This window comes from Actinosynnema sp. NPDC023587 (assembly GCF_040640215.1).
GTDB lineage: Bacteria > Actinomycetota > Actinomycetes > Mycobacteriales > Pseudonocardiaceae > Actinosynnema.
In genome coordinates, this window is the sequence record NZ_JBFABG010000003.1 from 290,665 (window position 1) to 315,204 (window position 24,540).

27 protein-coding genes are annotated in these 24,540 nt (G+C 71.9%); 15 read left to right on the forward strand and 12 right to left on the reverse strand.

Annotation, left to right across the window (positions count from 1 at the left end; translation table 11 throughout):
- The first annotated feature begins 142 nt into the window (after positions 1 to 142).
- The 9 genes from AB0G01_RS10145 (at position 143) to AB0G01_RS10185 (ending at position 8,435) form a co-directional block, all read left to right on the forward strand.
- Positions 143 to 1,825 carry a nitrite/sulfite reductase gene (locus tag AB0G01_RS10145; RefSeq protein WP_360942126.1) on the forward strand — a complete coding sequence of 561 codons (1,683 nt, stop codon included), beginning with the start codon at positions 143 to 145 and terminating at the stop codon, positions 1,823 to 1,825.
- Entirely contained in the window at positions 1,822 to 1,980 is a 159-nt protein-coding gene (locus AB0G01_RS10150) for a hypothetical protein (protein WP_015098919.1), read from the forward strand. The genes AB0G01_RS10145 and AB0G01_RS10150 overlap by 4 nt, the downstream gene beginning before the upstream one ends.
- Complete coding sequence (locus AB0G01_RS10155; RefSeq protein ID WP_360942129.1) at positions 1,977 to 2,678, forward strand: phosphoadenylyl-sulfate reductase; 702 nt, start codon at positions 1,977 to 1,979, stop codon at positions 2,676 to 2,678. Before AB0G01_RS10150 ends, AB0G01_RS10155 begins: the two co-directional genes overlap by 4 nt.
- Complete coding sequence (gene cysD / locus AB0G01_RS10160; protein ID WP_360942132.1) at positions 2,675 to 3,598, forward strand: sulfate adenylyltransferase subunit CysD; 924 nt, start codon at positions 2,675 to 2,677, stop codon at positions 3,596 to 3,598. The genes AB0G01_RS10155 and cysD overlap by 4 nt, the downstream gene beginning before the upstream one ends.
- Positions 3,599 to 4,939, forward strand: a complete 1,341-nt coding sequence (locus AB0G01_RS10165; protein ID WP_360942135.1) for a GTP-binding protein — start codon at positions 3,599 to 3,601, stop codon at positions 4,937 to 4,939.
- A 66-nt stretch (positions 4,940 to 5,005) separates the two neighbouring features.
- A complete protein-coding gene (locus AB0G01_RS10170) occupies positions 5,006 to 6,043 on the forward strand; it encodes an ABC transporter substrate-binding protein (RefSeq protein ID WP_360943287.1) in 1,038 nt (345 codons plus the stop codon).
- 22 nt (positions 6,044 to 6,065) lie between these two features.
- Positions 6,066 to 6,851, forward strand: coding sequence for an ABC transporter ATP-binding protein (locus AB0G01_RS10175; RefSeq protein WP_360942138.1), 786 nt, complete (start codon positions 6,066 to 6,068; stop codon positions 6,849 to 6,851).
- Complete coding sequence (locus AB0G01_RS10180) at positions 6,832 to 7,710, forward strand: ABC transporter permease subunit (RefSeq protein ID WP_360942141.1); 879 nt, start codon at positions 6,832 to 6,834, stop codon at positions 7,708 to 7,710. The genes AB0G01_RS10175 and AB0G01_RS10180 overlap by 20 nt, the downstream gene beginning before the upstream one ends.
- Positions 7,707 to 8,435 (forward strand): sirohydrochlorin chelatase, encoded by a 729-nt coding sequence (locus AB0G01_RS10185; RefSeq protein ID WP_360942144.1) that lies wholly within the window; start codon positions 7,707 to 7,709, stop codon positions 8,433 to 8,435. Before AB0G01_RS10180 ends, AB0G01_RS10185 begins: the two co-directional genes overlap by 4 nt.
- 99 nt (positions 8,436 to 8,534) lie before the next feature.
- On the opposite strand, the gene AB0G01_RS10190 is transcribed toward AB0G01_RS10185, so the two are convergent.
- Positions 8,535 to 9,041 carry a MarR family transcriptional regulator gene (locus tag AB0G01_RS10190; protein ID WP_360942147.1) on the reverse strand — a complete coding sequence of 169 codons (507 nt, stop codon included), beginning with the start codon at positions 9,039 to 9,041 and terminating at the stop codon, positions 8,535 to 8,537.
- Complete coding sequence (locus AB0G01_RS10195) at positions 9,038 to 9,661, reverse strand: DJ-1/PfpI family protein (RefSeq protein WP_360942150.1); 624 nt, start codon at positions 9,659 to 9,661, stop codon at positions 9,038 to 9,040. Before AB0G01_RS10195 ends, AB0G01_RS10190 begins: the two co-directional genes overlap by 4 nt.
- Positions 9,662 to 9,722: 61 nt before the next feature.
- Here AB0G01_RS10195 and AB0G01_RS10200 point away from each other — a divergent pair, with 61 nt between their 5' ends.
- Positions 9,723 to 10,499, forward strand: a complete 777-nt coding sequence (locus AB0G01_RS10200) for an enoyl-CoA hydratase-related protein (protein ID WP_360942153.1) — start codon at positions 9,723 to 9,725, stop codon at positions 10,497 to 10,499.
- Positions 10,500 to 10,515: 16 nt separating this feature from the next.
- On the opposite strand, the gene AB0G01_RS10205 is transcribed toward AB0G01_RS10200, so the two are convergent.
- The 3 genes from AB0G01_RS10205 to AB0G01_RS10215 are packed head-to-tail and all read right to left on the reverse strand — an operon-like array spanning position 10,516 to position 11,517.
- On the reverse strand, positions 10,516 to 10,800 hold the full coding sequence (locus AB0G01_RS10205; protein ID WP_360942156.1) for a barstar family protein: 285 nt from the start codon (positions 10,798 to 10,800) through the stop codon (positions 10,516 to 10,518).
- Positions 10,797 to 11,279 (reverse strand): ribonuclease domain-containing protein, encoded by a 483-nt coding sequence (locus AB0G01_RS10210; RefSeq protein ID WP_360942159.1) that lies wholly within the window; start codon positions 11,277 to 11,279, stop codon positions 10,797 to 10,799. Before AB0G01_RS10210 ends, AB0G01_RS10205 begins: the two co-directional genes overlap by 4 nt.
- Positions 11,280 to 11,289: 10 nt before the next feature.
- On the reverse strand, positions 11,290 to 11,517 hold the full coding sequence (locus tag AB0G01_RS10215; protein ID WP_360942162.1) for a hypothetical protein: 228 nt from the start codon (positions 11,515 to 11,517) through the stop codon (positions 11,290 to 11,292).
- Between the two features lie 69 nt (positions 11,518 to 11,586).
- Here AB0G01_RS10215 and AB0G01_RS10220 point away from each other — a divergent pair, with 69 nt between their 5' ends.
- From AB0G01_RS10220 to AB0G01_RS10230, 3 genes are all read left to right on the forward strand, one after another.
- Positions 11,587 to 12,552: a zinc-binding dehydrogenase gene (locus tag AB0G01_RS10220; RefSeq protein ID WP_360942165.1), complete on the forward strand. Its 966-nt coding sequence runs from the start codon at positions 11,587 to 11,589 to the stop codon at positions 12,550 to 12,552.
- Positions 12,553 to 12,796: 244 nt separating this feature from the next.
- Positions 12,797 to 13,717 carry a DMT family transporter gene (locus tag AB0G01_RS10225; RefSeq protein ID WP_360942168.1) on the forward strand — a complete coding sequence of 307 codons (921 nt, stop codon included), beginning with the start codon at positions 12,797 to 12,799 and terminating at the stop codon, positions 13,715 to 13,717.
- 42 nt (positions 13,718 to 13,759) lie between these two features.
- On the forward strand, positions 13,760 to 15,208 hold the full coding sequence (locus tag AB0G01_RS10230; RefSeq protein WP_360942171.1) for an amino acid permease: 1,449 nt from the start codon (positions 13,760 to 13,762) through the stop codon (positions 15,206 to 15,208).
- Here AB0G01_RS10230 and AB0G01_RS10235 read toward each other — a convergent pair.
- The 6 genes from AB0G01_RS10235 to lepA form a co-directional block, all read right to left on the reverse strand.
- Positions 15,197 to 16,822 carry a DUF885 domain-containing protein gene (locus AB0G01_RS10235; protein WP_360942174.1) on the reverse strand — a complete coding sequence of 542 codons (1,626 nt, stop codon included), beginning with the start codon at positions 16,820 to 16,822 and terminating at the stop codon, positions 15,197 to 15,199. The genes AB0G01_RS10230 and AB0G01_RS10235 overlap by 12 nt on opposite strands.
- Before the next feature lie 28 nt (positions 16,823 to 16,850).
- Entirely contained in the window at positions 16,851 to 17,888 is a 1,038-nt protein-coding gene (locus tag AB0G01_RS10240; RefSeq protein ID WP_360942177.1) for a nitronate monooxygenase, read from the reverse strand.
- Between the two features lie 199 nt (positions 17,889 to 18,087).
- Positions 18,088 to 19,584: a glycosyl hydrolase family 18 protein gene (locus AB0G01_RS10245; RefSeq protein ID WP_360942180.1), complete on the reverse strand. Its 1,497-nt coding sequence runs from the start codon at positions 19,582 to 19,584 to the stop codon at positions 18,088 to 18,090.
- Between the two features lie 609 nt (positions 19,585 to 20,193).
- Entirely contained in the window at positions 20,194 to 20,754 is a 561-nt protein-coding gene (locus tag AB0G01_RS10250) for a Uma2 family endonuclease (RefSeq protein ID WP_360942183.1), read from the reverse strand.
- 135 nt (positions 20,755 to 20,889) lie between these two features.
- The gene (locus tag AB0G01_RS10255) at positions 20,890 to 21,321 is read right to left on the reverse strand and encodes a hypothetical protein (protein WP_360942186.1); all 432 of its coding nucleotides are present in this window, start codon (positions 21,319 to 21,321) and stop codon (positions 20,890 to 20,892) included.
- 89 nt (positions 21,322 to 21,410) lie between these two features.
- Positions 21,411 to 23,252 carry a translation elongation factor 4 gene (gene lepA, locus AB0G01_RS10260; protein WP_360942189.1) on the reverse strand — a complete coding sequence of 614 codons (1,842 nt, stop codon included), beginning with the start codon at positions 23,250 to 23,252 and terminating at the stop codon, positions 21,411 to 21,413.
- Between the two features lie 105 nt (positions 23,253 to 23,357).
- Between lepA and AB0G01_RS10265 the strand changes: the two genes are divergently transcribed.
- Positions 23,358 to 23,792 (forward strand): type II toxin-antitoxin system PemK/MazF family toxin, encoded by a 435-nt coding sequence (locus AB0G01_RS10265; RefSeq protein ID WP_360942192.1) that lies wholly within the window; start codon positions 23,358 to 23,360, stop codon positions 23,790 to 23,792.
- Between the two features lie 162 nt (positions 23,793 to 23,954).
- Positions 23,955 to 24,143, forward strand: a complete 189-nt coding sequence (locus AB0G01_RS10270; RefSeq protein WP_360942195.1) for a hypothetical protein — start codon at positions 23,955 to 23,957, stop codon at positions 24,141 to 24,143.
- Here AB0G01_RS10270 and AB0G01_RS10275 read toward each other — a convergent pair.
- Positions 24,120 to 24,488, reverse strand: a complete 369-nt coding sequence (locus AB0G01_RS10275; RefSeq protein ID WP_360942198.1) for a VOC family protein — start codon at positions 24,486 to 24,488, stop codon at positions 24,120 to 24,122. The two genes, AB0G01_RS10270 and AB0G01_RS10275, sit on opposite strands and share 24 nt — an antisense overlap.
- Positions 24,489 to 24,540 lie beyond the last annotated feature (52 nt).

The following is a 24,540-nucleotide window of genomic DNA, read 5'->3' on the forward strand; positions in this document are numbered from 1 at the left end:
CCAGCGCGATGTGCCGTCGTTCGGCATAACTCGCGCCTGATGTGTTGTTCCCGTCGGCGCCGGGTGCGCTGACGAGACCCCCACCACGTGCTCCACCGGGACTCGCACGCGCACCAGCGCCCCGAATCCCCGGAGGACGAAGATGGTCCCCCCGACGACTACACCTCAGCGTGCCAAGCAGCGCCGAGGTGAGGGGCAGTGGGCGCTGGGCTACCGCGAACCGCTGAACCCCAACGAGCGGAGCAAGAAGGACGACAACCCGCTCAACGTGCGGGCGCGGATCGAGAACATCTACGCCCACGGCGGTTTCGACTCCATCGACCCGGCGGACCTGCGCGGCAGGTTCCGCTGGTACGGCCTCTACACCCAGCGCAAGCCGGGCATCGACGGTGGGCGCACGGCCACCCTGGAGCCCGAGGAGCTGGACGACGAGTACTTCATGCTGCGCGTCCGGATCGACGGCGGGCGGCTCACCACCGAGCAGCTCGCGCTGGTCGGCGAGCTGTCGCAGACCTACGCGCGCGACACGGCCGACATCACCGACCGGCAGAACGTGCAGTACCACTGGATCCGCATCGAGGACGTGCCCGCGATCTGGCAGAAGCTGGAAGCGGCCGGCCTGACCACGATGGAGGCGTGCGGCGACAGCCCGCGCGTCGTGCTCGGCTCGCCGGTCGCGGGCATCGCCGAGGACGAGGTGCTCGACGGGTCCCCCGCGATCGACGAGATCCTGCGCCGCTACATCGGCGACCCCCGGTTCGCGAACCTGCCGCGCAAGTTCAAGACCGCGATCTCCGGCCTGCCGGACGTGGCGCACGAGATCCACGACGTGGCGTTCGTCGGCGTGGACCACCCCGAGCACGGCCCCGGGTTCGACCTGTGGGTCGGCGGCGGCCTGTCCACCAACCCGATGCTCGGCAAGCGGCTGGGCGCGTGGGTGGCGAGCGAGGACGTGCCCGACGTGTGGGAGGGCGTGATCAGCCTCTTCCGCGACTACGGCTACCGCCGGCTGCGGCACCGCGCGCGGATCAAGTTCCTGGTCGCCGACTGGGGCCCGGAGAAGTTCCGCGAGGTGCTGGAGACCGAGTACCTCCAGCGGAAACTGGCCGACGGGCCCGCGCCCGAGGTGCCGGAGATCCCGTACGACCACATCGGCGTGCACCGGCAGAAGGACGGCCTGCACTACGTCGGCGCGGCCCCGATCGCGGGCCGGGTGTCGGGTTCCACGCTGGTCGAGGTCGCGAAGGCGGCGGAGCGGGCCGGGTCGAACCGGGTCCGGCTGACGCCGCAGCAGAAGCTGGTCGTGCTGGACGTGCCGGAGGCCGGGATCTCCGGGCTCCAGGCGGACCTGGCGAAGCTGGGGTTGCAGACCGAGCCCTCGCCGTGGCGGCGCGGCGTGATGGCCTGCACCGGCATCGAGTTCTGCAAGCTGGCGATCGTGGAGACCAAGGCCCGCGCGGTGGACCTGGTGTCGGTGCTGGAGGAGCGGCTCGCGGACGTGGTGGACGGCGTGACCGCGCCGATCTCCGTGCACATCAACGGCTGCCCCAACTCGTGCGCCCGCATCCAGACCGCGGACATCGGGCTCAAGGGCCAGATCGTGACCGACGAGGAGGGCCGGCAGGTCGAGGGCTTCCAGGTGCACCTGGGCGGCGGGCTCGGCCTCGACGCCGGTTTCGGCCGGAAGCTGCGCGGCCACAAGGTGACCGGTGCGGAACTGCCCGGCTACGTGGAACGGGTGGTGCGCAACTTCGTCGGGCAGCGCAAGGATGACGAGCGTTTCGCACAATGGGTCACCCGCGCCGACGAGGCCGATCTGAAATGAGCGAACGCGCGACCCCCTTTTACTGCCCCTATTGCGGTGACGAGGACCTCCGGCCGCAGGAGGAGCCGAGCTACTCGTGGCTGTGCGCCTCCTGCCGCCGCGTGTTCACGGTGAAGTTCGTGGGTCTCAACCTTCCTCAGGAGGTGCAGCGATGACCACCCCCACCAGGGTCGAGGAACTGAAGGTGATCGCCGAGTCGGCCGCGGTCGAACTGGCCGACGCGTCCGCCGACGAGGCGCTGGCCTGGACCGCCCGGACGTTCGGCGAGAGCTGGATCGTCGCGTCGAACATGCAGGACGCCGTGCTGGTCGACCTGGCCACCAAGGTGAAGCCGGACATCGACGTCCTGTTCCTGGAGACCGGCTACCACTTCGCCGAGACCATCGGCACCCGGGACGCGGTGGACCTGGTCTACCCGGAGGTGCACGTGGTGAACGCCGCCGCCGAGCAGTCGGTGGCCGACCAGGAGCGCGAATTCGGCCCGCTCAACCGGACCGACCCGGCCAGGTGCTGCAACCTGCGCAAGGTCGTCCCGTTGCAGCGCACGCTGAAGAACTACGACGCGTGGGTCACCGGCGTGCGCCGGGTCGACGCGCCGACCCGCGCGAACACGCCGATCGTGCAGTGGGACGACCGCAACGGGCTGGTCAAGGTCAACCCCATCGCGCCGTGGTCCGACGACGAGTTCAACGCCTACATCGCCGAGCACGGGATCTTGGAGAACCCGTTGGTGCAGGCCGGTTATCCCTCCATCGGCTGCGCGCCGTGCACCGCGAAGCCCGTGCCGGGGTCGGACCCGCGCAGCGGTCGGTGGGCGGGCACAGCGAAGACAGAATGCGGGTTGCACGGATGACGACGACTGATGTCCGGCCGCCGGTTGCCGGGTTGGATACCTTGGGACGCCTCGAATCCGAAGCGATCCACATCTTCCGGGAGGTCGCGGGCGAGTTCGACCGGCCGGTGATCCTGTTCTCCGGCGGCAAGGACTCGACGCTGCTGCTGCACCTGGCGGTGAAGGCGTTCTGGCCCGCGCCGGTGCCGTTCCCGCTGCTGCACGTGGACACCGGCCACAACTTCGAGGAGGTCATCGACTTCCGCGACCGCGTGGTGGCGCAGCACGGGCTGCGGCTGGAGGTCGCCAAGGTCCAGGACTTCATCGACGACGGCCGGCTCGCGGAACGCCCGGACGGCACCCGCAATCCACTGCAAACCGTTCCACTGCTGGATGCGATCACCTCTCACAAATTCGACGCGGTGTTCGGCGGCGGACGCCGTGACGAGGAGCGGGCACGGGCCAAGGAGCGCATTTTCAGCCTACGGAACGCATTCGGTCAGTGGGAGCCCAGGCGGCAGCGTCCCGAATTGTGGAACCTCTACAACGGAAGGCACCGTCCGGGGGAACATGTGCGGGTATTCCCGCTCTCCAACTGGACCGAGCTGGACGTCTGGCACTACATCGCGCGAGAGGAGATCGAGTTGCCGTCGATCTACTACGCGCACCGCCGCGACGTCTACCTCCGGGACGGCATGTGGCTGGCCGAAGGGCCGTGGGGCGGTCCGCGTGACGGCGAGGAGCTGCTCACCAAGACCGTCCGCTACCGGACCGTCGGCGACGGCTCCTGCACGGGAGCCGTCGAGTCCGACGCCGCCGACATCGAGTCGGTGATCGCCGAGGTCGCCGCGTCGCGGCTGACCGAGCGCGGCGCGACCCGGGCCGACGACCGGTTGTCGGAGGCCGCCATGGAGGACCGCAAGCGGGAGGGCTACTTCTAAATGAGCGACCTGTTGAGGCTGGCCACCGCGGGCAGCGTGGACGACGGTAAGTCCACGCTGGTCGGCAGGCTGCTCTACGACACGAAATCCGTGCTGGCGGACACCCTGGACGCCGTGCACCGGGCCAGCGCCGACCGGGGTCTGGCCACGCCGGACCTCTCGCTGCTGGTCGACGGGCTCCGCTCGGAACGCGAGCAGGGCATCACCATCGACGTGGCCTACCGGTACTTCGCGACCCCCAGGAGGTCGTTCGTGCTGGCCGACACCCCGGGCCACGTGCAGTACACCCGGAACACGGTGACCGGCGCGTCCACCGCGCAGCTCGGCGTGCTCCTGGTGGACGCCCGCAAGGGTGTGATCGAGCAGACCCGCCGGCACGCGGCGGTGCTCGCCCTGCTGGGCGTGCCGCGCCTGGTGCTCGCGGTGAACAAGATCGACCTGGTGGACTACGCGGAGCTCACCTTCTCCCGCATCGCCAAGGAGTTCACCGCGCACGCCACCGCGCTCGGGTACGGCGAGGACGCCGTGGTCGAGATCCCGGTGTCCGCGCTCGCGGGCGACAACGTGGTGGAGCGCTCGGTGAACACGCCGTGGTACTCGGGGCCGACGCTGCTGGAGCACCTGGAGACGGTGCCGGTGGAGCCGGACCCGCACGACGCGCCGTTCCGCTTCCCGGTGCAGTACGTGATCCGCCCGCGCACCGCGGAGTTCCCGGACTACCGGGGCTACGCGGGGCAGGTCGCGGCGGGGACCATCCGGGTCGGCGACGAGGTCAGCGTGCTGCCCTCGGGGCTGCGCAGCAGGGTCACCGGCATCGACACCGCCGACGGCCCGCTGACCGGGGCCGCCGCGGGCCAGTCGGTGACGCTGCTGCTGGAGCACGACCTGGACATCGCGCGCGGCGAGCTGGTCGCCGGCGGCGAACTGCCCACGGTCACCGACGAGTTCGAGGCCACCGTGTGCTGGTTGGCCGAGAAGCCGCTCAAGGCGGGTGCGCGGGTGCTGGTCAAGCACGGCACGCGCACGGTCCAGGCGATGGTCACCGAGCTGCGCACGCGGTTCGACGAGCAGCGGCTGGCCGCCTCCGACGCCCCCGGATCGCTGGAGCTGAACGACATCGGCCAGGTCGTGCTGCGCACGGCCGAGCCGGTCCCCCTCGACGACTACACCCACAACCGCCGCACCGGCGCGTTCCTGGTCATCGACGCCGCCGACGGCGGCACGCTGGCCGCCGGCCTGGTCGGAGCGCCGCTGCCCGTGCTGGACGGCGTGGACACCTGTACGGAGGGCGGGAACACCGCCCCCACCGACACCCACGCCCTCGTCTCCCCCGGTCCCTGATCCTCCAGAAAGGCCACCGCCGCCGTGCGCACCCGACGCAGCACCTTCACCAGGACAGTCGCTTTACTGACCGCGTTCGTCGCCCTCGCCGCGTGCTCCCGGGCGGGCGGCGGTGAGGCCGCAGCCCCCGCCCAGGACAAGGGCCCGGCCGCCGAGATCCGGCTGGGCTACTTCCCGAACGTCACCCACGCCGCCGCGCTGATCGGCGTCGACAAGGGCCTGTTCGCGAAAGAGCTGGGCGGCACCAAGCTCACCCCGCAGACGTTCAACGCCGGTCCCGAGGCGGTCAACGCGCTGCTCGGCGAGTCGCTGGACGCGACTTTCATCGGGTCCGGCCCGGCGATCAACGCGTTCGCCAAGTCCAAGGGCGAGGCGGTGCGGCTGGTGGCCGGTGCCACCTCCGGTGGTGCGCAGCTCGTGGTGAAGCCGGAGATCGCCTCGGCGGCCGATCTCCGGGGCAAGGTCATCACCGCCCCGCAGCTGGGCAACACCCAGGACGTGTCGCTCAAGAAGTGGCTGTCCGACCAGAAGCTCGGCGTCGGCGCGGGTGCCGACCAGGTGAACGTGACCAACACGGAGAACGCGCAGTCGCTCGACCTGTTCAAGAAGGGCGACATCCAGGGCGCGTGGGCCCCGGAGCCGTGGTCGTCGCGGCTGGTGCTCGACGCCGGCGCGAAGGTGCTGCTGGACGAGAAGACCCTGTGGGACGGCGGGAAGTTCCCGACCACCGTGCTGCTGGTGCGGGCCGAGTTCCTGGCGGAGCACCCGCAGACCGTCGAGGCGCTGATCAGGGGCCACCTCGCGGCCACCGACCTCGCACTGGCCGACAAGTCCGAGGCCAAGCAGGTGGTCAACAACGCGCTCAAGGCGCTCACCGGCAAGTCGCTCGGCGAACCGGTGCTCGACCGGGCGTTCGACAACATCGAGCTGACCCTCGACCCGCAGGCCGGGACGTTCCCGCGGTTGGCGGAGGACGCGGTCACCGCGGGCGTCGCCAAGGAAGCCGCGGACGTCGCCGGGCTGGCGGACTTCACGCTGCTGAACAAGGTGCTCACGGCCGCGGGCAAACCGCCCGTGGACTCCGCCGGGCTGGACAAGAAGTAACTCAGGGGAAGGCAGGCACACCATGACCGCCACGCTTGAGAGCACCGCGCAGTCCGCAGTGGACCCAGCGGTGACCTTGTCCGCCGTGCGCAAGTCGTTCGGACACGGCTCGAATTCCGTACTCGCGCTCGACGGCGTCGACCTGCGGGTCGTGCCCGGTGAATTCGTGTGCCTGCTGGGCGCGTCCGGTTGCGGCAAGTCGACCTTGCTGAACCTGGTCGCCGGGCTGGACGCGCCCACCTCCGGCTCCATCGAGCTGACCACGTCCCGGCCCGCCGTGATGTTCCAGGAGGCCGCGCTGATGCCGTGGCTGACGGCGGCGCGCAACGTGGAGCTGCCGCTGCGCCTGGCGGGCCTCAAGCGGGCCGCGCGCCGGGCGAAGGCGGGCGAGCTGCTCTCGCTGGTGCGCCTGGCGGAAGCCGGCCACAAGCGCCCGCACGAGCTGTCCGGCGGCATGCGCCAGCGCGTGGCGCTGGCCCGCGCGCTGGCCTCCACGCTGGGCAGCGCCGAGGAGGGTTCGCCCGGTCTGCTGCTGATGGACGAGCCCTTCGCCGCGCTCGACGCCATCACCCGCGACGTGCTCCAGGCGGAGCTGGTGCGGGTGTGGCGGGAGACCAACACCGCGATCGTGTTCGTCACGCACGACGTGCGCGAGGCCGTGCGGCTGGCGCAGCGGGTCGTCCTGCTGTCCTCCCGCCCCGGTCGCGTGGTCCGCGAGTGGTCCACCGTGGACGGTGACGAGCCCGCGCTGATCGACGACATCACCAGCCACCTGCGAGAGGTGATCAGTGGCCACGCCGCGGCTTGAGAACGACCTCGCGGCGGTCGGGGCGGGCCTGGACGCGCTGGACGCGCCGACCCGGGAGCAGCGCCCGTCGCTGGGCAAGAGGTTCGTGCGCACCGGGGTGCCGCCGCTGATCGCGTTGGGGCTGCTGCTCGGCGCGTGGCAGGCGCTGTGGGCGTCCGCGATCTGGCCCGAGTACCAGTTGCCCTCGCCCGCGTCGGTGTGGGCGGCGGTCGCCGAGGCCATCGAGACCGGCCGCGCGCTGGACGTGCTGTGGACGTCGGTGAGCCGGGCCGTGCTGGGCTTCCTGACCGCCGTGGTGATCGCCACCCCGCTGGGGCTGCTGATCGCCAAGGTGCGGGTGGTGCGCGCGGCGATCGGCTCGCTGGTCACCGGCCTCCAGTCGCTGCCGTCCGTGGCGTGGGTGCCGGCGGGCATCCTGTGGTTCGGCGCGACCCCCTCGACCATCTACTTCGTGGTGCTGATGGGTTCCGTCCCGTCCATCGCCAACGGCCTGGTGGCGGGGGTCGACCAGATCCCGCCGCTGCTGCCCCGGGTCGGGCAGGCGCTCGGCGCGGGCCGGCTGGCCGCCGCCCGGCACATCCTGCTGCCCGCCGCGCTGCCCGGCTACCTGGCCGGGTTGAAGCAGGGGTGGGCGTTCTCGTGGCGCTCGCTGATGGCGGCGGAGATCATCGCGACCTCGCCGCAGCTCGGCGAGGGCCTCGGGCAGTACCTGCACAACGGGTCGTCGCTCAACGACATCTCCGTGGTGATCGCGGCGATCTTCCTGATCCTGCTGGTCGGCGTCGGCATCGAGCTGCTGGTGTTCCGGCCGCTGGAGCGGGCGGTGTTGCGCGCCCGCGGTCTGACGGGTGCGCTGTGACGGCGCTGGTCGCCGTGGCGCACGGCAGCCGCGACCCCCGGTCCGCGACCACCGTGCACGCGCTGCTCGACGTGGTCCGCGGGCTGCGGCCGGAGCTGGACGTGCGGGAGTCCTTCCTGGACCTGTCCGCGCCCCGGCTGGCCGACGTGCTGCGGGCCGTGCACGGGGACGGCCACCGCTCCGCCGTGGTCGTCCCGCTGTTGCTGGGCAAGGCTTTCCACGCCCGCGTGGACGTGCCGGGCGCGGTGGCCGAAGCCCGGTTGCCCGCGCTGGACGTGACCATCGCCGACGTGCTCGGCCCCGACCCCCGGCTGGAGTCGGCGGCGTTGCGGAGGCTGGCCTCGGCCGGTGTCGCGACCGGGGACCCGTCGGTCGGGGTCGTGCTCGCGGGTGCGGGCTCCTCGCACGCGCCGGCCAACGCCGCCGTCGCCTCGATCGCCCGCCGGTGGGCGGCGGACTCCGGCTGGGCGGGCGTCGAGCCGGCGTTCGCCGCCACCGCCTCGCCCGACGTGCCGACCGCCGTCGAACGGCTCCGGGCCCGGGGCGCGCGGCGGATCGCCGTGGCGTCCTGGTTCCTCGCGCCGGGGCTGCTCCCCGACCGCGTGGCGGACTTGGCCGGCGACGCGGTGGTCGCGGCACCGCTGGGCGCGGACCCGGAGGTGGCGGAAGTCGTGCTGCACCGGTTCGACGCGGTCGCGGTCGCCCGCACGAGCCGCACCGCCTGACCGACGTACCGCGAGGACCGGACGACGTCGACCCGGCGTCGTCCGGCCCCGGTCCGGCTCGGCCGCTTCCGCACCGGGACGCGGCCCGACGCGCCGGGCTCAGTCCGCGTCGAGCGCCGCGACCAGGCGCTCCAGCACGGTCGCGGTGGTGCGCAGGTCGTCCGCGTCGACCTGGGCCGAGATGCGGTCGGCCCAGGCGTGCTGCGCCGCGCGCAGGTCCCCGATCGCCCGGAACCCCTCCTCGGTCGGCCTGAACAGCTTGGCCCGGCGGTGGGCGGGGTTGGGCAGGTATTCCGCCAACCCCTTGTCCACCAGCAGGTCGGCGATCCGCTGCACGCTCTGCCGGGTCAGCCCGACCTCGCGGGCGATGCCGGACACCGGCAGCGGTTGGCGCAGCACCACGCCCATCACCTGCCACCACGCCGCGGTGAGCCCGACCGGCTTGGCCATGACCTCGGCGGCCTCCAGGAAACCGCCGTAGAGGCGGAACGTGCGCATGACGACGTCGGTCAGCGCGTCGCCCGCCGCCGAGCGCGGTGCCACGGCCGGACCGCCGTCGGACGGCCCGGTCGTGGACGGCCCGGTACCGGACAGTTCGGCGCTCATGACGCCGCCGCCACCAGCTTGCCGAACCACACCGGGTCGGCCGTGTGGAACAGGCCGTACCAGGCCTCCAGCACCGCCGGGTCGTACAGGTCGAGCTCGGCCAGCACCTCGCGGGCGAACTCCAGCGCGCTCGCCGCACCCGCCGTGACCAGGCCGCCCGCCCGCACCGCGCGGTCGGCGCGGAAGTGCGCCGCACCCGCGTAGCCGGCGACGCCGCCGAGCTCCTCCACCGCGTTGCCGGTGTGCGGGCGGTCGTCGAGCAGCCCTTCCGCCGCGAGGCCGACCGTGGCACCGCAGATCGCCGCCACCGGCACGCCCGCCTCCAGCCAGCGCCGCGCGGCCCGCGCGAACCCGGCGTTGCCGTCGCCGTCCCAGCTCTCCCCGCCGGGCAGGATCAGCATCGCGCTGTCGGCCGGGTCGAGGTCCGCGAGCGCCAGATCGGGCAGCACCCGGACGCCGCCCATGGTGGTGACCGGGTCGAGGGTCGCGCCGACGGTGCGCACCCGGTGGCTGCCGGGGTTCTTCTGGAACGCCGGGTTGTTGACGCGCGCCGCGGCGAAGCCGAACTCCCAGTCGGCGACCGCGTCGTAGAGGGCGAGGTGGACCGTCTTCGTCGTCATGACAGCATCCTGTCAACTTGACAGCATGCTGTCAATCAACGCGCCTCGTAGAGTGCGATCCATGGCTGACGAGCTGGTCCACTACGAGGTGCGGCGCGGCATCGCGACGATCACGCTGGACTCCCCCCACAACCGCAACGCCCTGTCCACCCGGTTGCGCGCCGAGCTGACCGGGCACCTGACGGCCGCGATCGCCGACGACGACGTGCGCGTCCTCGTGCTCACCCACACCGGGCCGGTGTTCTGCTCGGGCATGGACCTCAAGGAAGCGGGCGGCGCGCGGGCCGACCAGCAGGGGGTCAACGAGTTCCCGGCCATCCTGGAAGCGCTGTGGACCAGCCCGAAGCCGGTCGTGGCCCGGCTGGCCGGACCGGCCCGCGCGGGCGGCGTGGGACTGGTCGCGGCGTGCGACATCGCGATCGCCGCGGACACCGCCACGTTCGCGTTCAGCGAGGTCCGCATCGGTGTGGTGCCGGCCGTCATCTCGGTGACCGTGCTGCCCCGCCTGCTGCCCCGCGCCGCGCACGAGCTGTTCCTGACCGGGGAGGCGTTCGACGCGGCCCGCGCGCAGGCGATCGGCCTGATCAACGTCGCGGTGGCCGCCGAGGGCCTGGACGCCGAGGTCACCCGCTACACCGACATGCTCGCCCTGGGCGCGCCCGACGCGCTCGCGGCCACCAAGCGGATGCTCCAGGAGCCCCGGCCGGCCGGTCTGGGCGAGGTCTTCGCCGACATGCTGGAGCTGTCCGCGCACCACTTCGGCGGTCCCGAGGGCCAGGAGGGCATCGCCGCGTTCGTCGCCAAGCGCGCGCCGTCCTGGGTCCCCGCCGGCGACTGAGCGCGGCGGCCCGGCCTCAGCGGGGTTCGGGTCGTCCCGGGTAGCGGACGGTGAACCGGCGGGTGTCGGCGGACGTGGCGGCCTCGGCGTCGGCGAGCACGGCCTCCACGTCCTCGTCGCCGCCCTCCCAGACCAGCACGTGCTCGCCCGGCGGCAGCCACGACAGGTCGGTCAGGCAGTCGTAGAGGGCGTCCAGGTTCTGCCCGTAGTGGTCGGGGAAGTCCAGGGCCTGCCCGATGGCGGCCAGCGCGGCCGACTTGGACCGCGCGCCGGGGCGCACCACGTGCCGGAACGCCGTCACCGGCTCACGTCCACGACGACGAAGGTCGAGTAGTGGTCACCGGTGTAGTAGACCTCGGACGAGGACCCGGTGACGATCCGCCGCGCGCCCCGGTCGGGGCTGCCCGGCGTCGGCACCGTGTACTCCCGGTAGTAGTCGCCGGATTTCGCGGGCAACCGCTTCTCCCGGTTCTGGAAGGTCACGCCGTCGTTGCGCGGGTGCGGGAACGGCCCGCCCTGCTCGATCAACCGCCACGTCGCCACCGCCTCGGCGGGCAGCCCGGACAGCTCCCGCACGGCCAGGCCGGAACCGCTGCCGGGCACCTGCCCGGCCTGGCCCCCGCTCGGCTCGGCCGCCGCCGAGCCGCCGGTCGGCCCGGCGGACCGGGACGACGTGGGCGCGGGGTCGGAGGAGCCGCCGAGGTCCTTGGCGAAGTAGCCGATCACGACCAGCGCGAGCAGGCCCAGGAGTGCGGCGGTGAGCCGCCTGGCGGGAGTCACGGCCGCCAGCCTACGAAGACGGGCCCGGGTCCACCCTGTCGGGTTCGACCGGCGCGCCGCCGGGCGCGGGCGGGTTGAACCGCGAGGACGCGTTGTCCACGACCCGGTCGATCAGCCGCGCGGCACCCAGGCTCAGCGGCAGCAGGATCGCCATCAGCAGTGCGAACTGGAACGGGAACGGTAGCTGCGCCATCCACAGCTCGACCCCGTCCCACCACTGCGCTATCGCGTCCAACACGGTGTCGAGCGTACTGCCGTGACGTGGTTCACCGCACCGGACTCCCCGCCCCTGGGTAAGTTCCGGTCCATGTTCGCCGTCTACGCAGCCGAGCCGAGCCCGCAGGACCCCCTCGCCGCCGTGCGCGTCGGGGACCGCCCCGAACCGGAGGTGCCGGCCGGCTGGGTCCGGGTCGCGGTCCGGGCGGCGAGCCTGAACATGCACGACCTGTGGACGTTGCGGGGCGTGGGCATCAAGCCCGAGCGGTTCCCGATGATCCTGGGCTGCGACGGCGCGGGCGTCCTGGACGACGGCACCGAGGTGGTGCTGCACTCGGTGATCGGCACGCCGGACTGGACCGGCGACGAGACCCTGGACCCGGGCCGCACGCTGCTGACCGAGAAGCACCAGGGCACGTTCGCCGACCACGTCGTGGTGCCGGCGCGCAACGCGCTGCCCAAGCCCGCCGACCTGTCGTTCGCCGAGGCGGCGTGCATGGGCACGGCGTGGCTGACCGCGTACCGGATGCTGTTCGTGAAGTCGGGGCTGCGGCCGGGTCAGACGATGTTGGTGCAGGGCGCGTCCGGCGGCGTGGCCACAGCGCTGGTCCAGCTCGGCCGGGCGGCGGGCGCGCGGGTGTGGGTGACCGGGCGCACCGAGGAGAAGCGGGCGCTGGCCGAGGAGCTGGGCGCGCACGCGTCGTTCGAGTCCGGCGCGCGCCTGCCCGACCGCGTCGACGCGGTGTTCGAGACCGTCGGCAAGGCCACCTGGTCGCACTCGATGAAGTCGCTCAAGCCCGGCGGCATCGTGGTCGTCTCCGGCGCGACCAGCGGCGACGCCACGGCGGCCGAGTTGCAGCGGCTGTTCTTCCTCCAGCTCCGGGTGGTCGGCTCGACCATGGGCACCCGCGCGGAGCTGGCCGACCTGCTGGCGTTCTGCGCGCTCAACGGGCTGCGCCCGAGGATCGGCCGGACCCTGCCGCTGGACCGCGCCGAAGAGGGCCTGCGGGCCATGCTCGACGGCGACACGGCCGGCAAGATCGTCTTCACCCGCTAGCCGGACCCGGCCCGGCACCAGGCCGGGCGTCGGCATCGCGGCGAGCAGACCGGGGACGAGGGAGGTCCCGATCCCCGCTCGCACCCGCCGCAGGACAGCAGGAACAGGTCGGCCACGTCCACCGCCGCCTCACCGGCCAGCGGGTGGTCGTCGCGTCATGAGCAGGACTCACACCGGGTGGACGGCAATTTGTTGGACTCATCGCACCCGGTAGGACGAGTCTCGCCGGGTGCGGAAACCATGGGTGGGGAAGTTCGTGCTGCTGTCGGCCATCTGGGGCAGCAGCTTCGCGCTGATCAAGATCGCGGTGGACGCGGGTGTGCCGGCGGTGTGGGTGGCGTTCTTCCGGTGCCTGTTCGGCGCGGTCGCGCTGTGGGCGGTGTGCGCGGTGCAGCGCCAAGGACTGCCGCGCGACCGGGGGCTGTGGGGACACGCGCTGGTGGTGGCCGCGCTGCTCAACTCGGTGCCGTTCACGCTGCTCGCGTTCGGCGAGACGAAGGTCAGCTCGGTGCTGGCCGGGGTCTTCAACGCGACCACACCGCTGATGACGCTGCTGTTCGTGCTGCTGATCGTGCCGCAGGAGAAGATCACCAAGGCGAAGCTGGCCGGGCTCCTCGTGGGGTTCATCGGCGTGCTCGTGGTGCTCAACGCGTGGGAGGGCCTGGGCGACGACGTGCTCGTGGGCAGCCTGGCGTGCCTGGGCGCGACGTTCTGCTACGGCGCGGGTTTCGCCTACACCCGGCGGTTCTTCTCCGGTGGCCCGCACTCGGCGAGCGCGCTGTCGGCGGTGCAGATCACCTGCGGCACGGCGCAGCTCGCGGTCGCCGCGCCGGTGCTCGGCGGGCTGCCCGAGTGGCCGGGGTGGCCCGCCGCCGCGGCGCTGCTGGTGCTGGGCGCGGCGGGCACCGGGCTGGCCTACGTGCTGAACCTGGACGTCATCAGGGAGGCCGGCCCGACCGTGGCGTCCACGGTCACCTACCTGACGCCGCTGTGGTCGACGGCGCTCGGAGTGCTGTTCCTGTCCGAGCCCGCCGGGTGGAACACGGTCGTCGGCGGTGCGGTCGTGGTCGCGGGCGTGCTGCTGGCCCGCCGGCCCGCTAACCGTCCGATCGGACAAGAGAAAGACCCCGCCGTGGTCCGAGCAGACAAACCCGGTCCTGGTTGACGGGCGTACGGTTCGCCGCACACCATCACGAGGGAGCAGGTAATGACCTCCGCGCAGGGCGGCTTCGGCCGGGGTTCGGGCGTGTTCCGCCGCAAGCCCATCGAGCAGATCTCCGAGGACCGGGGGACGGGGCTCACCCGCACCCTGGGCCTGTGGCAGCTCACCGCGATCGGCATCGGCGGCATCATCGGCGCGGGCATCTTCTCGCTCGCCGGGGCCGTGGCGAACAAGACCGCCGGTCCCGCCGTGCTGATCTCGTTCCTCATCGCGGGCATCGCCAGCGCGGCGGCGGCGTTCTCCTACGCCGAGTTCGCCGGCATGATCCCCAAGGCGGGTTCCGCCTACACCTACGGCTACGCGGTGCTGGGCGAGATCGTCGGCTGGCTCATCGGCTGGGACCTGCTGCTGGAGTACACCGCGATCGTGGCGGTCGTCGCGATCGGCATCTCCGGGTACTTCAACGAACTGCTCAACCTGCTCGGGCTCGACCTGCCGCTGTGGATGCTCGGCGCGCCCGGCACGGAGACCGGCGGGGTCGCCGAGGGCAGCTACCAGGTCAACCTGTTCGCCGTGGTGCTGTGCCTGCTCATCGCCTACGTGCTGAACATGGGCATGAAGAACGCGGCCCGGTTCGAGACCGTGCTGGTGTACTTGAAGGTCGCGATCGTCCTGCTGGTGATCGTGGTCGGCGTGTTCCACGTCGACACCGAGAACTACAACCCGTTCTTCCCGTTCGGCCTGTCCGGCGCGTTCACCGGCGCGGCCACCGTGTTCTTCGCGGTGTTCGGCTACGACGCGATGAGCACGGCCGCCGAGGAGTCCAAGGACTCGCAGCGGCACATGCCCAAGGCGATCATCTACTCGCTGGCCATCTCCATGGTGCTCTACGTGCTGGCCTGCCTCGTGCTGACCGGCATGGTCAACTACCGGGACGTCGACGCCGAGAGCGCCTTCGCCACCGCGTTCGCCGACGTCGGGCTGCCCGCGCTGGGCATCGTCATCTCGGTGGGCGCGGTGCTGGGCATCACGACCGTGCTGTTCACCTTCATGATGGGCGCGGCCCGGGTCGGTTACTCGATGTCCCGCGACGGCCTGCTGCCCCGGTGGTTCGCCAAGACCCACCCGGTCAAGCACGTGCCGACCCGCACCACGTGGGTGCTGGGCGTGGCGTCCGCGCTGATCGCGGGCTTCCTGCCGATCGGCGAGGCCGCCGAGCTGACCAACATCGGCATCCTGCTGGCGTTCGTGGTCGTCTGCGTCGCGGTGATCGTGCTGCGCTACCGGCAGCCCGACCTGCCGCGCACGTTCAAGACGCCGGGGATGCCGGTCGTGCCCGCCCTGGGCGTGGTGTTCTCGCTCTGGCTGATCACCTTCCTCGCGCCCGAGACCTGGTTGCGGTTCGCGGTCTGGTTCGGCATCGGCCTGGTGATCTACTTCGCCTACAGCAAGCGGAACTCCGCGATGGAGAAGTCGTCGCCGTCAGCCGACTGACCCGCACCACCCGTCGACCACGTCGGCGAGCACGGCCATCGGCAGCGGACCACCGCCGAGGACCAGGTCGTGGAACGCCCGGATGTCGAAGCGGTCGCCCAGCCGGCGTTCCGCCTCACCGCGCAGGCGCTGGATCTCCAGCCGCCCCACCATGTAGGACAGCGCCTGCGCGGGGTGCTCGGAGTACCGGTCCACTTCGGAGGAGATGTCCACGTCCGGCATGACCGCGTGGGCGCGCAGGTAGTCCACCGCCCGCTGCCGGGTCCAGCCCAGCGCGTGGATGCCGGTGTCCACCACCAGCCGCGCGGCGCGCAGCGAATCGCCCGACAGCATCCCCAGCCGGGCCACGTCGTCGCTGTAGAGGCCCATCTCGTCGGCCAGCCGCTCGGTGTAGAGCGCCCAGCCCTCCAGGTATGCCTCGATCGAGGCGAACCGGCGCAGCAGCGGCAACCCGGTGAGCTGCTGCGCCAGCGCGATCTGGAAGTGGTGGCCGGGTACGCCCTCGTGGAAGGCGGTGGCCTCCGCGCTGAACCGGTCGCGCTGCTCGGCCTGGTGGGTGTTGACGAAGTAGGTGCCCGGCCGCGAGCCGTCCAGCGCCGGGTCCACGTAGTAGGCCAGCGGCGCGTTCGGGGCGTCCGCCTCGGGCACCACCGCGACGGCGCACCGGGCCGCCGGCAGGGTGCCGAACCAGTCGCCCGCCACCCGCTCGGCGCGCGCGACGGTCTCCCGCGCCAGCACCACCATCTCCTCGGCGGTCCGCCAGCGCAGCGCCGGGTCGGCCAGCAGCCGGTGGCGCACCTCGGCCGCCGGGATCGGGCCGAACACCCGCGCGCCGATCTCCTCGTACTCCCGGTCCAGCGCCTCGATCAGGTCCAACCCCACCTGGTGCAGCCGCTGCGGGGTGTGGTCGGTGGTGGTGTAGACCCGCACCAGGCCCGCGTAGAGCTCGCCGCCACCGGGCAGCCAGCACAGCCCCGGCTCGCGGTCGGACCGGCCGCGCGGCCCGATCTCGGCCCGCAGGAAGTCCCGGTAGCGGGCGAAGGCCGGGCGCACCTCGGTGGCCAGCAGCTCCTCGCACGCCACGGCGGATTCGGTGCCCCGCAACGGGATCGCCAGCGGGTCGGCCTCCTCGGCCAGGTGGCGGTCCAGCCGGGCCGCCGCCGCCTCCACCAGGTGCGCGATCGGCCGGCGCGCCGACGCCCGCTGCCGGTCCGCCAGCGCCTCCAGGTAGCCGGGGAGACCCGCCAGCCGGGCCAGGTAGTCCCGTCTGGCCGCCCCGTTCTGGGGCCGGACCAGCGGCAACGCCACCAGCAGCAGCGCGACCGGCGCGTTCAGGCCCTCGGCGTGGGTGTGCTCGATCAGGTTCGCGCCCAGCTTGCGCGCCAGCGCGTCCGCCTGCTGCACCACCACCGCGCGGGTCACCGGGTCGTCGTCCCCGGCGCGGGCGCGGGCCACGATCGCCTCGGCCCGCCGGCACAGCGCGCGGTCCGCCGCCGCGCTCGGGTCGGGCAGGTCGGCGTCCCTGCCGGGCAGCCCCATCAGGGTCGCGGTGACCGGATCGGCGTCCAGGGTCACGGCCAGCAGGTCGTCGGCGAGCTCGCGCGCTGTCGTCACCCCGTCATTCTCACCCGCCGAAGCGTTGCTACAGCGGCGGAATTCGCGTGATCGCCGCGGAAAGGGCGTGGCGCGCCTCGGCGTGCAGCCGGGCCACGACCTCCGCCGCCGGGGCCGGTCGGACCAGCGCGTAGGTCTGACCGGCCCACAGCGACATCAGCTCCGGGTCGCCGGTCGCGCGCACCGGCTTGGTCAGGTGGTGCACGTCCGGGTACGCCGCCGGCGCGGCCGGACCGTTGTCGGTCAGGAACCGGTTCACCAGACCGCGCGACGGACGTCCGCTGAACGCCCTGGTCAACGCGGTGCGCCGGGTGCCGTCGGCGAGCGCCTGCCGGTGCGCCGGGGTGGTGCCCGCCTCCGGGCAGGACAGGAACGCGGTGCCCAGTTGCGCCGCGACCGCACCCGCCGCGACCACGGAGGCCACGTCCGCGCCGTGCACCAGGCCGCCGGCGGCGATCAGCGGCAGGTCCACCCGGGCGCGGACCAGGCGGAGTGCGGCCAGTACGCCGAACAGCTCCCCGCCGCCCGGGGACACGCCGTCGTCCGCGAAGGTGCCCCGGTGCCCGCCGGCGTCACAACCCTGCACGCACAGCGCATCCGCACCGACCTGCGCGGCCTGGCGGGCCTCGGCGGGCGTGGTCACGGTGACCACGACGGTGGCACCGGCGGCGTGCAGCCGGGCCACGTCGCGCGGGTCGGGCAGCCCGAAGGTGAACGAGACCACCGGCACCCGCATGGCCATGACCAGTTCCAGCTTCGCCGCGTACGCGTCGTCGTCCCAGCGCGGTTCGCCCGGTTCGGCAGGCGACTGCGCGCGCACCCGCTCCCGGTAGCCCTTCAGGTCCACAGTGGACTTCGGCCCGGGGACGAACAGGTTGACCCCGAACGGTTCGCCGGCCAGCGCGGCGGTGGCGGTGAGCTGCTCGGCGAGCACCGCCACGGCCAGGTAGCCGGCCGCCAGGAAGCCCAGACCGCCCGCCCGACCCACCTCGGCGACCAGCTCCGGGGTGGACGCGCCACCCGCCATCGGCGCGGCGACCACCGGCACTTCGAGTCGATCCAGCATGGCACGACGATAACCCGCCATTTGGCGGAACCAGCGGTAAGTACGCCGCGGATCGCGTGCGGCCGGTGTGGTGAAGCGAACACGGCGCGGAGTCGTTTCCGGTTACGGCGGGACCCCTGGGCGTCCGCGTGCCGCACCGGGAAAGCGGGACGCTCCCCGGCACACCGCCGCAAGGCGTGCCGGGGAGCGTCCCCTCAGATCACGGCAGCGTGTCGAGGTGAGGTGCCACCGTGTTCGCGAATCCCCAGTTGCTGGACGCGTCCCAGTTGATCGACCACGTCATCGCGCCCCGGATGCCCGGCCACGTCTGCGACGGCTTGAACGAGCCGCAGTTCGTGCCCTTGGCGAGGCAGTCGAGGGCCTTGTTGACGTTGGCCGCGGACTGGTAGCCGCCACCCGCGCCCGAGGGCGACGCGGGCAGGCCCAGACCCACCTGGTCGGGGCGCAGCCCGTTCTGGAGCTGGATACAGGCCAGCGCCACCAGGAAGTCCACGGTGCCCTGCGAGTAGACCTTCTGGTCGCAGCCGAGCATCGAGCCGGAGTTGTAGAACTGCATGTTGACGACCGTGAGGATGTCCTTCACGGCCAGCGCCAGCTTGAAGTACTCCTGGCCGGTCGACTGCATGTCGATGGTCTGCGGGGCCATCGCGATGATCTTGCCGCCGCCCGCGTGGATGCTGCGCAGCGCCTGCGCCATGTAGGTGGCGTTGACGCCGTTCTCCAGGTCGATGTCCACGCCGTCGAAGCCGTAGTTCGTGATCAGCGTCTTGACGCTGTTGGCGAACGCCGTCGCCGACGCGGTGTCACCGGCCCAGATCGTGCCCTTCTCGCCACCGACCGAGATGATCACCTTCTGGCCGCGACCCTGGAGGGTGCGGATGTCGGCCTTGAACTGGGCGTCGGTGTAGCCGCCGAGCTTGCTCGACAGCACCGGGTCCAGGTTGAACGCCACCGCGCCGCGCGTCGCGGGCACCGCGTCGGCGAACGCGACCGCCACGATGTCGTAGGTGGTGGGCACGTCGGCCAGCTTCAGCAGGCGCGAACCGTTGTCGAAGTTGTGCCAGTAGCCGGTCAGCACGTGCTTCGGCAGCGTCGGGTCCGGGTTGCCCGTCGTGGTCGTCGTGGTGGTCGTGGTGGTGGTCGTCGTCGTGGTGGTCGACGTGCTCGTGGGCGACGTCGTCGTGGTGCTGGTCGGCGGCGTGCCGGGACCGTCCAGGTTCACGTCGTCCACGAAGTACGCGGGCTGCCCGTACCAGCCGTGCACGTAGACCGTGACGTTGGAGGCGGAGGCACCCGTGGTGAAGTCGATGTTGAGCTGGCTGAAGCCGGTCGAGCCGGGCGTCCAGGTGCTCTTGTCGCCGCTCCCGGTGCCGGTGACACCGAGGTAGACGTAGCTGCCCTGGGCCCACGCGGAGAGCTTGTACGCGGTGTTGGGCCGCACCGCGATGGTCTGGGAGCACCGGGCGTTGTCCGAACCGGCCGGCGTGCCCGACAGCGCGTGCGAGCCGCTGCGCTTGGGCGTGGTGACCGCGCTGGCGTTGGAACACGTCCAGCCACCGGTGTTGCCGGCGTCGAAGCCGGGGTTGGCGACCAGGTTGGCGGCCGACGCGCTGCCCGCCACCACCAAGGTCAGGCCCGCCATGGCCAGTACTCCGGCCAGCACGGCGACCAGAGCGCGTCTAGTCTTCGAAGCCACGTCCACCTCCACGTATTCCATTCGGCGGCCTCGCCCAACAGGTGACGTGGGCCACTGGCAAAATGGACTAGACCACTGGGCTTTGTCAAGGGTGTGACCATGAGTGGCATGACGTTCACCGTTGATGACGCCATCACGATCGCGCGCGCCGCGCACGACGGACAGGTCGACAAGTCCGGCCGGCCGTACATCGGCCACCCGCTGCGGGTGATGGGCCGGGTGGCCGGCGAGCACGCCCGGATGGCCGCCGTGCTGCACGACGTCGTGGAGGATACCGGCGTCACGGCCGAGGACCTGATCGCCGCGGGCTGCCCGCGCCCCGTGGTGGACACGGTGCTGGCGCTGAGCCACCGCCCCGACGAGACGCAGGAGGACTACCTGCGCCGGGTGGCGGCCGACCCGGTGGCGGTCCTGGTCAAGCGCGCGGACATCGCCGACAACACGTCCCGCCCCGCCTCGCGGCGCTCGACCAGCCCACCCAGGACCGCCTGCTGGCGAAGTACGCCCGCGCCCTGGCCCTGCTGGACGCCTACGCGTAGCGGAAGCCACCCCGAACCCGGCGACGGTCGGTCGCGAGGGTTGCCGGGGACGTCCCGGAAGGCCCTCCGGTCATTTCAGGGTGCCGAGCAATTCGACCGGGACGACCCGCACCGGAAACGGCCGCAGCGCCTCGAACGCCTGGTCGCCCTTCACCACGGACACCAATTCATAACTGCCCCGGGCGGTCAACTCGAACACGTCGAGCACCGGCTCCCGGGGGTCGATCACCCAGTAGCTCGCCACGCCCATCCGCTCGTACAGGGACTTCTTGAGCGTCGTGTCCTGCAAGGCCGAACTCGGCGACAGCACCTCGACCGCCAGCAGCGGCGCGCACGGCAGCAGCGTGTCGGTGAGGTCCTCGTCCCGGGCCACCAGCACGTCCGGCTGGACCTCGGTCGTGTGGGAAAACCGCACGGAGAAGGGTGCGGGCACCACCATGAGGCCGGCCGGACACGCGTTCTCCAACGCCATGGCGAGCAGGAGCGCCACCCGCTGGTGGCGCAGCCCCGGTGCCGGGCTCACGAAGAGCACCCCGTCGATGAGTTCGCGACGCCGGCCATCATCGGGTGCACCCTCCAGGTCTTCGACCGTGTAGGGACGCCCGCCGATGTCATGTTGCATGACGGTCATGATCCCCCCTTTCCGGTTGTTTCGCCAACCATGGCAGAGGGGAGGAGCTATTCCACTGTTGATTCGACGCGTTCCCACTAAAGGGGACAAGCGGAATGCAGATCACCCGGGCCGATCAATTCACGGAATTCCCGATCAGCGCCCGACCTCCTGCACGGCACCGCCGGTGAGCCGGTGCACCAGCCGCAGGATCCGCTGCTGGACCTGGTCGAAAGCGCGCACCCCGGTCGCCTCCGACGTCCACAGCACCACGGAGAAAATCTGCTCCCCCGCCGTCACGTCGATCCGCGTCTCCGGGGCCTCCACCGCCGCCGCACCGACGTGCGACGCCCGCCACAACCCGGCCCGCAGCGCCACCAGGGCGAGCTCGCGCACGTCGTGCGCGCCCATCCGCCCGATGAACGAGCGCGGCCGGTGATCGGCGGTCACGGTGGAGCTCAACCGGTACTCGCCGGTCCCCGCGAAGCTCGCCTCGGTCGTCCCCGACGACCCGTGGATCACGTACCGGATCGCGAACCGGTCGGGGGCCAGCCGCCCGTCCAGGTAGCCCTTCAACGCGTACTCCACACCGTCCCCCTACGACCGGGTAACCGCCCACCATGGTGAGCGCACCCGACCGGCCCGCGCCGCAGGTCGGGCCGGAGTTCGGCGAAGCGTTACTTCTTCTTGTCCCTGCCCGAGTCGTCGGTCGACAGCGCGGCGACGAAGGCCTCCTGCGGCACCTCCACGCGCCCCACCATCTTCATCCGCTTCTTGCCTTCCTTCTGCTTCTCCAGCAGCTTCCGCTTCCGGGTGATGTCACCGCCGTAGCACTTGGCGAGGACGTCCTTGCGGATGGCGCGGATGGTCTCGCGGGCGATCACCCGCGACCCGACGGCCGCCTGGATCGGCACCTCGAACTGCTGGCGCGGGATCAGCTCGCGCAGCTTCGTGGCCATCCGGGTGCCGTAGGCGTAGGAGTAGTCCTTGTGGACGATCGCGCTGAACGCGTCCACCGGCTCGCCCTGGAGCAGGATGTCGACCTTGACCAGCTCGGCGTCCTGCTCGCCGGACTCCTCGTAGTCCAACGACGCGTATCCTCGGGTCCGGGACTTCAGCGCGTCGAAGAAGTCGAAGATGATCTCGCCGAGCGGCATGGTGTAGCGCAGCTCGACCCGGTCCTCGGACAGGTAGTCCATGCCGCCGAGCTGGCCGCGCTTGGACTGGCACAGCTCCATGATCGCGCCGATGTAGTCGCTGGGCGCGATGATCGTGCACTTGGTGATCGGCTCGTACACCTCGGCCCGCTTGCCGTCGGGCCAGTCGGACGGGTTGGTCACCACGTGCTCGGTGCCGTCCTCCATGACGACCCGGTAGACCACGTTCGGCGCGGTGGAGATCAGGTCCAGCCCGAATTCGCGCTCCAGCCGGTCGCGGGTGATCTCCAGGTGCAGCAGGCCGAGGAAGCCGCAGCGGAAGCCGAAGCCCAGAGCCGCCGAGGTCTCCGGCTCGAACGTCAGCGCGGCGTCGTTGAGCTGGAGCCTCTCCAGCGCCTCGCGCAGCTCCGGGTAGTCCGAGCCGTCCACCGGGTACAGCCCGGAGTAGACCATCGGCCGGGGTTCGCGGTACCCGGCCAGCGGCTGGGTCGCGCCCTTCTTCTCCCAGGTCACGGTGTCGCCGACCTTGGACTGGCGGACGTCCTTCACGCCGGTGATCAGGTAGCCGACCTCGCCGACGCCCAGGCCCCGGCTGGGCTTGGGCTCGGGCGAGATGATGCCGACTTCCAGCAGCTCGTGGGTCGCGCCGGTGGACATCATCCTGATCCGCTCGCGCGGGGTGATGCGGCCGTCCACGACCCGGATGTAGGTGACCACGCCCCGGTAGGTGTCGTACACCGAGTCGAAGATCATCGCGCGGGCCGGTGCGTCCGCCTCGCCGACCGGCGCGGGCACCAGGCGCACGACCTCGTCCAGCAGCTCGCGGACGCCCAGCCCGGTCTTCGCGGAGACCCGCAGCACCTGGTCGGGCTCGCAGCCGACGATGTGCGCGAGCTCCTTGGCGTACTTGTCCGGGTCCGCGGCGGGCAGGTCGATCTTGTTCAGCACCGGGATGATGGTGAGGTCGTTCTCCATCGCCAGGTACAGGTTGGCCAGCGTCTGGGCCTCGATGCCCTGCGCCGCGTCGACCAGCAGCACCGCGCCCTCGCACGCCTCCAGCGCCCGCGACACCTCGTAGGTGAAGTCGACGTGACCCGGCGTGTCGATCATGTGCAGGACGTGGTCCTGCCCGTCGAGCTGCCACGGCAGGCGCACGTTCTGCGCCTTGATGGTGATGCCGCGCTCGCGCTCGATATCCATGCGGTCGAGGTACTGCGCGCGCATCGCCCGCCCCTCGACCACGCCGGTGAGCTGCAACATGCGATCGGCCAGGGTCGACTTGCCGTGGTCGATGTGCGCGATGATGCAGAAGTTCCGGATGAGCTCCGGAGGCGTGAACGTCTGATCGGCGAACGTGCTCACTCAGGTTCCTCGCACGGGACGGACAGGGGGGATCGGTTCATCCTCTCACGTCCTGCCGACCTGCTGTTCCACCTGGGCGTGACCGAAGCCATAAGCTGTCCCGCCGTGCACACGAACGGTGATGACCCGCGTCCGGTCAAGGGCGCGGTGCGCGAGGTCCACTCGGCCGCTGCGGCGGCGTCCCTGGAGTACTCCCCCGACCTGGACGGCCTGGCCGACCCGGGCGAGATCGTCTGGGCCTGGGTGCCCTACGAGGAGGACCCGGACCGGGGCAAGGACCGCCCCCTGCTGGTCGTGGGCCGGCACCGGCGGACGCTGCTGGCGCTGATGCTGACCAGCAAGGCCCCCGACCGGCACGAGGTGGCCGAGTTCGTGCCGCTGGGCACGGGCCGCTGGGACCGCGACGGCCGCGACTCCTACCTCCGCCTGGACCGCGTCTTCGAACTGGACGAGGACGACATCCGCCGCGAGGGCTCGGTGCTGGAGCCGGAGCGGTTCTCGCTGGTCGTGGACGCCCTGCGCGGGCTCGGCTGGCGCTAGCCCCACCCCGCCCGCCGCCGGGGAAGCGGCGCGCCGCTTCCCCGGCGGCACGCCGCCGACACCGACTCTTCGTCCACTGTGGACAGAGGTTGGCCGGGTCACGACTCCGGGCGTTCGACGTGGCGTTCGGCCACCCGCGCGGCAAGGTGGGCGAACAGGCGGGTGAGGTGGAGTTGCGGGGGGAGCACCGCCGCGCACACCGGTCAGGACGCGGCGTCGGTGGACGTGTCCGAGTCCGACCTGGTCAAGGAAGTCGAGGCGGCCGGCTTCACCGACGTGCGCACGTCGTCGCACCAGCGCGGCGGGGTGCTGCCGGCCGCCGTCGGGCTACTCGCGGACGTCCCGGCGTAGCGGGTGCTCGGGCGGGATCTCGACCAGCGCGATCCGCACCCCGTCGGGGTCCGCGATCCACATCTCGTCCAGTCCCCACGGCTCCCGGCGCGGCTCGCGCACCACGTGGGCGGCCAGTTCGGCCGCCGCCGCGCGCAGGTCGCGGACCTGGAGCCAGAGCTGGACGGCGTCCGTGGGCCGGTCGTCGGACCGCCCGGACACCTCCAGGAACCCGCTGCCGAGGAAGAACACCGTGCCGCCGGGGAATTCCCGGTACACGGCGAGCCCCAGCACGTCCCGGTAGAACGCGCGGGCCCGCTCCGGGTCCCGCGACCTCAACAACACACGACTGCTCAGCACCTCCATCCCCTGAGCCGATCACGCCATGGCCGTCGCCGCCACCCCGGCGACCCCGATC

What these genes read in the sequence shown, in the direction of transcription:
- AB0G01_RS10145 (WP_360942126.1), top strand. Translation starts at nt 143, where the DNA reads ATGGTCCCCCCGACGACTACACCTCAGCGTGCCAAGCAGCGCCGAGGT.
- AB0G01_RS10155 (WP_360942129.1), top strand. Translation starts at nt 1,977, where the DNA reads ATGACCACCCCCACCAGGGTCGAGGAACTGAAGGTGATCGCCGAGTCG.
- AB0G01_RS10240 (WP_360942177.1), bottom strand. Translation starts at nt 17,888, where the DNA reads ATGCTGGATCGACTCGAAGTGCCGGTGGTCGCCGCGCCGATGGCGGGT.
- AB0G01_RS10275 (WP_360942198.1), bottom strand. Translation starts at nt 24,488, where the DNA reads ATGGAGGTGCTGAGCAGTCGTGTGTTGTTGAGGTCGCGGGACCCGGAG.
- AB0G01_RS10165 (WP_360942135.1), top strand. Translation starts at nt 3,599, where the DNA reads ATGAGCGACCTGTTGAGGCTGGCCACCGCGGGCAGCGTGGACGACGGT.
- AB0G01_RS10230 (WP_360942171.1), top strand. Translation starts at nt 13,760, where the DNA reads ATGACCTCCGCGCAGGGCGGCTTCGGCCGGGGTTCGGGCGTGTTCCGC.
- cysD (WP_360942132.1), top strand. Translation starts at nt 2,675, where the DNA reads ATGACGACGACTGATGTCCGGCCGCCGGTTGCCGGGTTGGATACCTTG.
- AB0G01_RS10150 (WP_015098919.1), top strand. Translation starts at nt 1,822, where the DNA reads ATGAGCGAACGCGCGACCCCCTTTTACTGCCCCTATTGCGGTGACGAG.
- AB0G01_RS10175 (WP_360942138.1), top strand. Translation starts at nt 6,066, where the DNA reads ATGACCGCCACGCTTGAGAGCACCGCGCAGTCCGCAGTGGACCCAGCG.
- AB0G01_RS10190 (WP_360942147.1), bottom strand. Translation starts at nt 9,041, where the DNA reads ATGAGCGCCGAACTGTCCGGTACCGGGCCGTCCACGACCGGGCCGTCC.
- AB0G01_RS10195 (WP_360942150.1), bottom strand. Translation starts at nt 9,661, where the DNA reads ATGACGACGAAGACGGTCCACCTCGCCCTCTACGACGCGGTCGCCGAC.
- AB0G01_RS10200 (WP_360942153.1), top strand. Translation starts at nt 9,723, where the DNA reads ATGGCTGACGAGCTGGTCCACTACGAGGTGCGGCGCGGCATCGCGACG.
- AB0G01_RS10220 (WP_360942165.1), top strand. Translation starts at nt 11,587, where the DNA reads ATGTTCGCCGTCTACGCAGCCGAGCCGAGCCCGCAGGACCCCCTCGCC.
- AB0G01_RS10250 (WP_360942183.1), bottom strand. Translation starts at nt 20,754, where the DNA reads ATGACCGTCATGCAACATGACATCGGCGGGCGTCCCTACACGGTCGAA.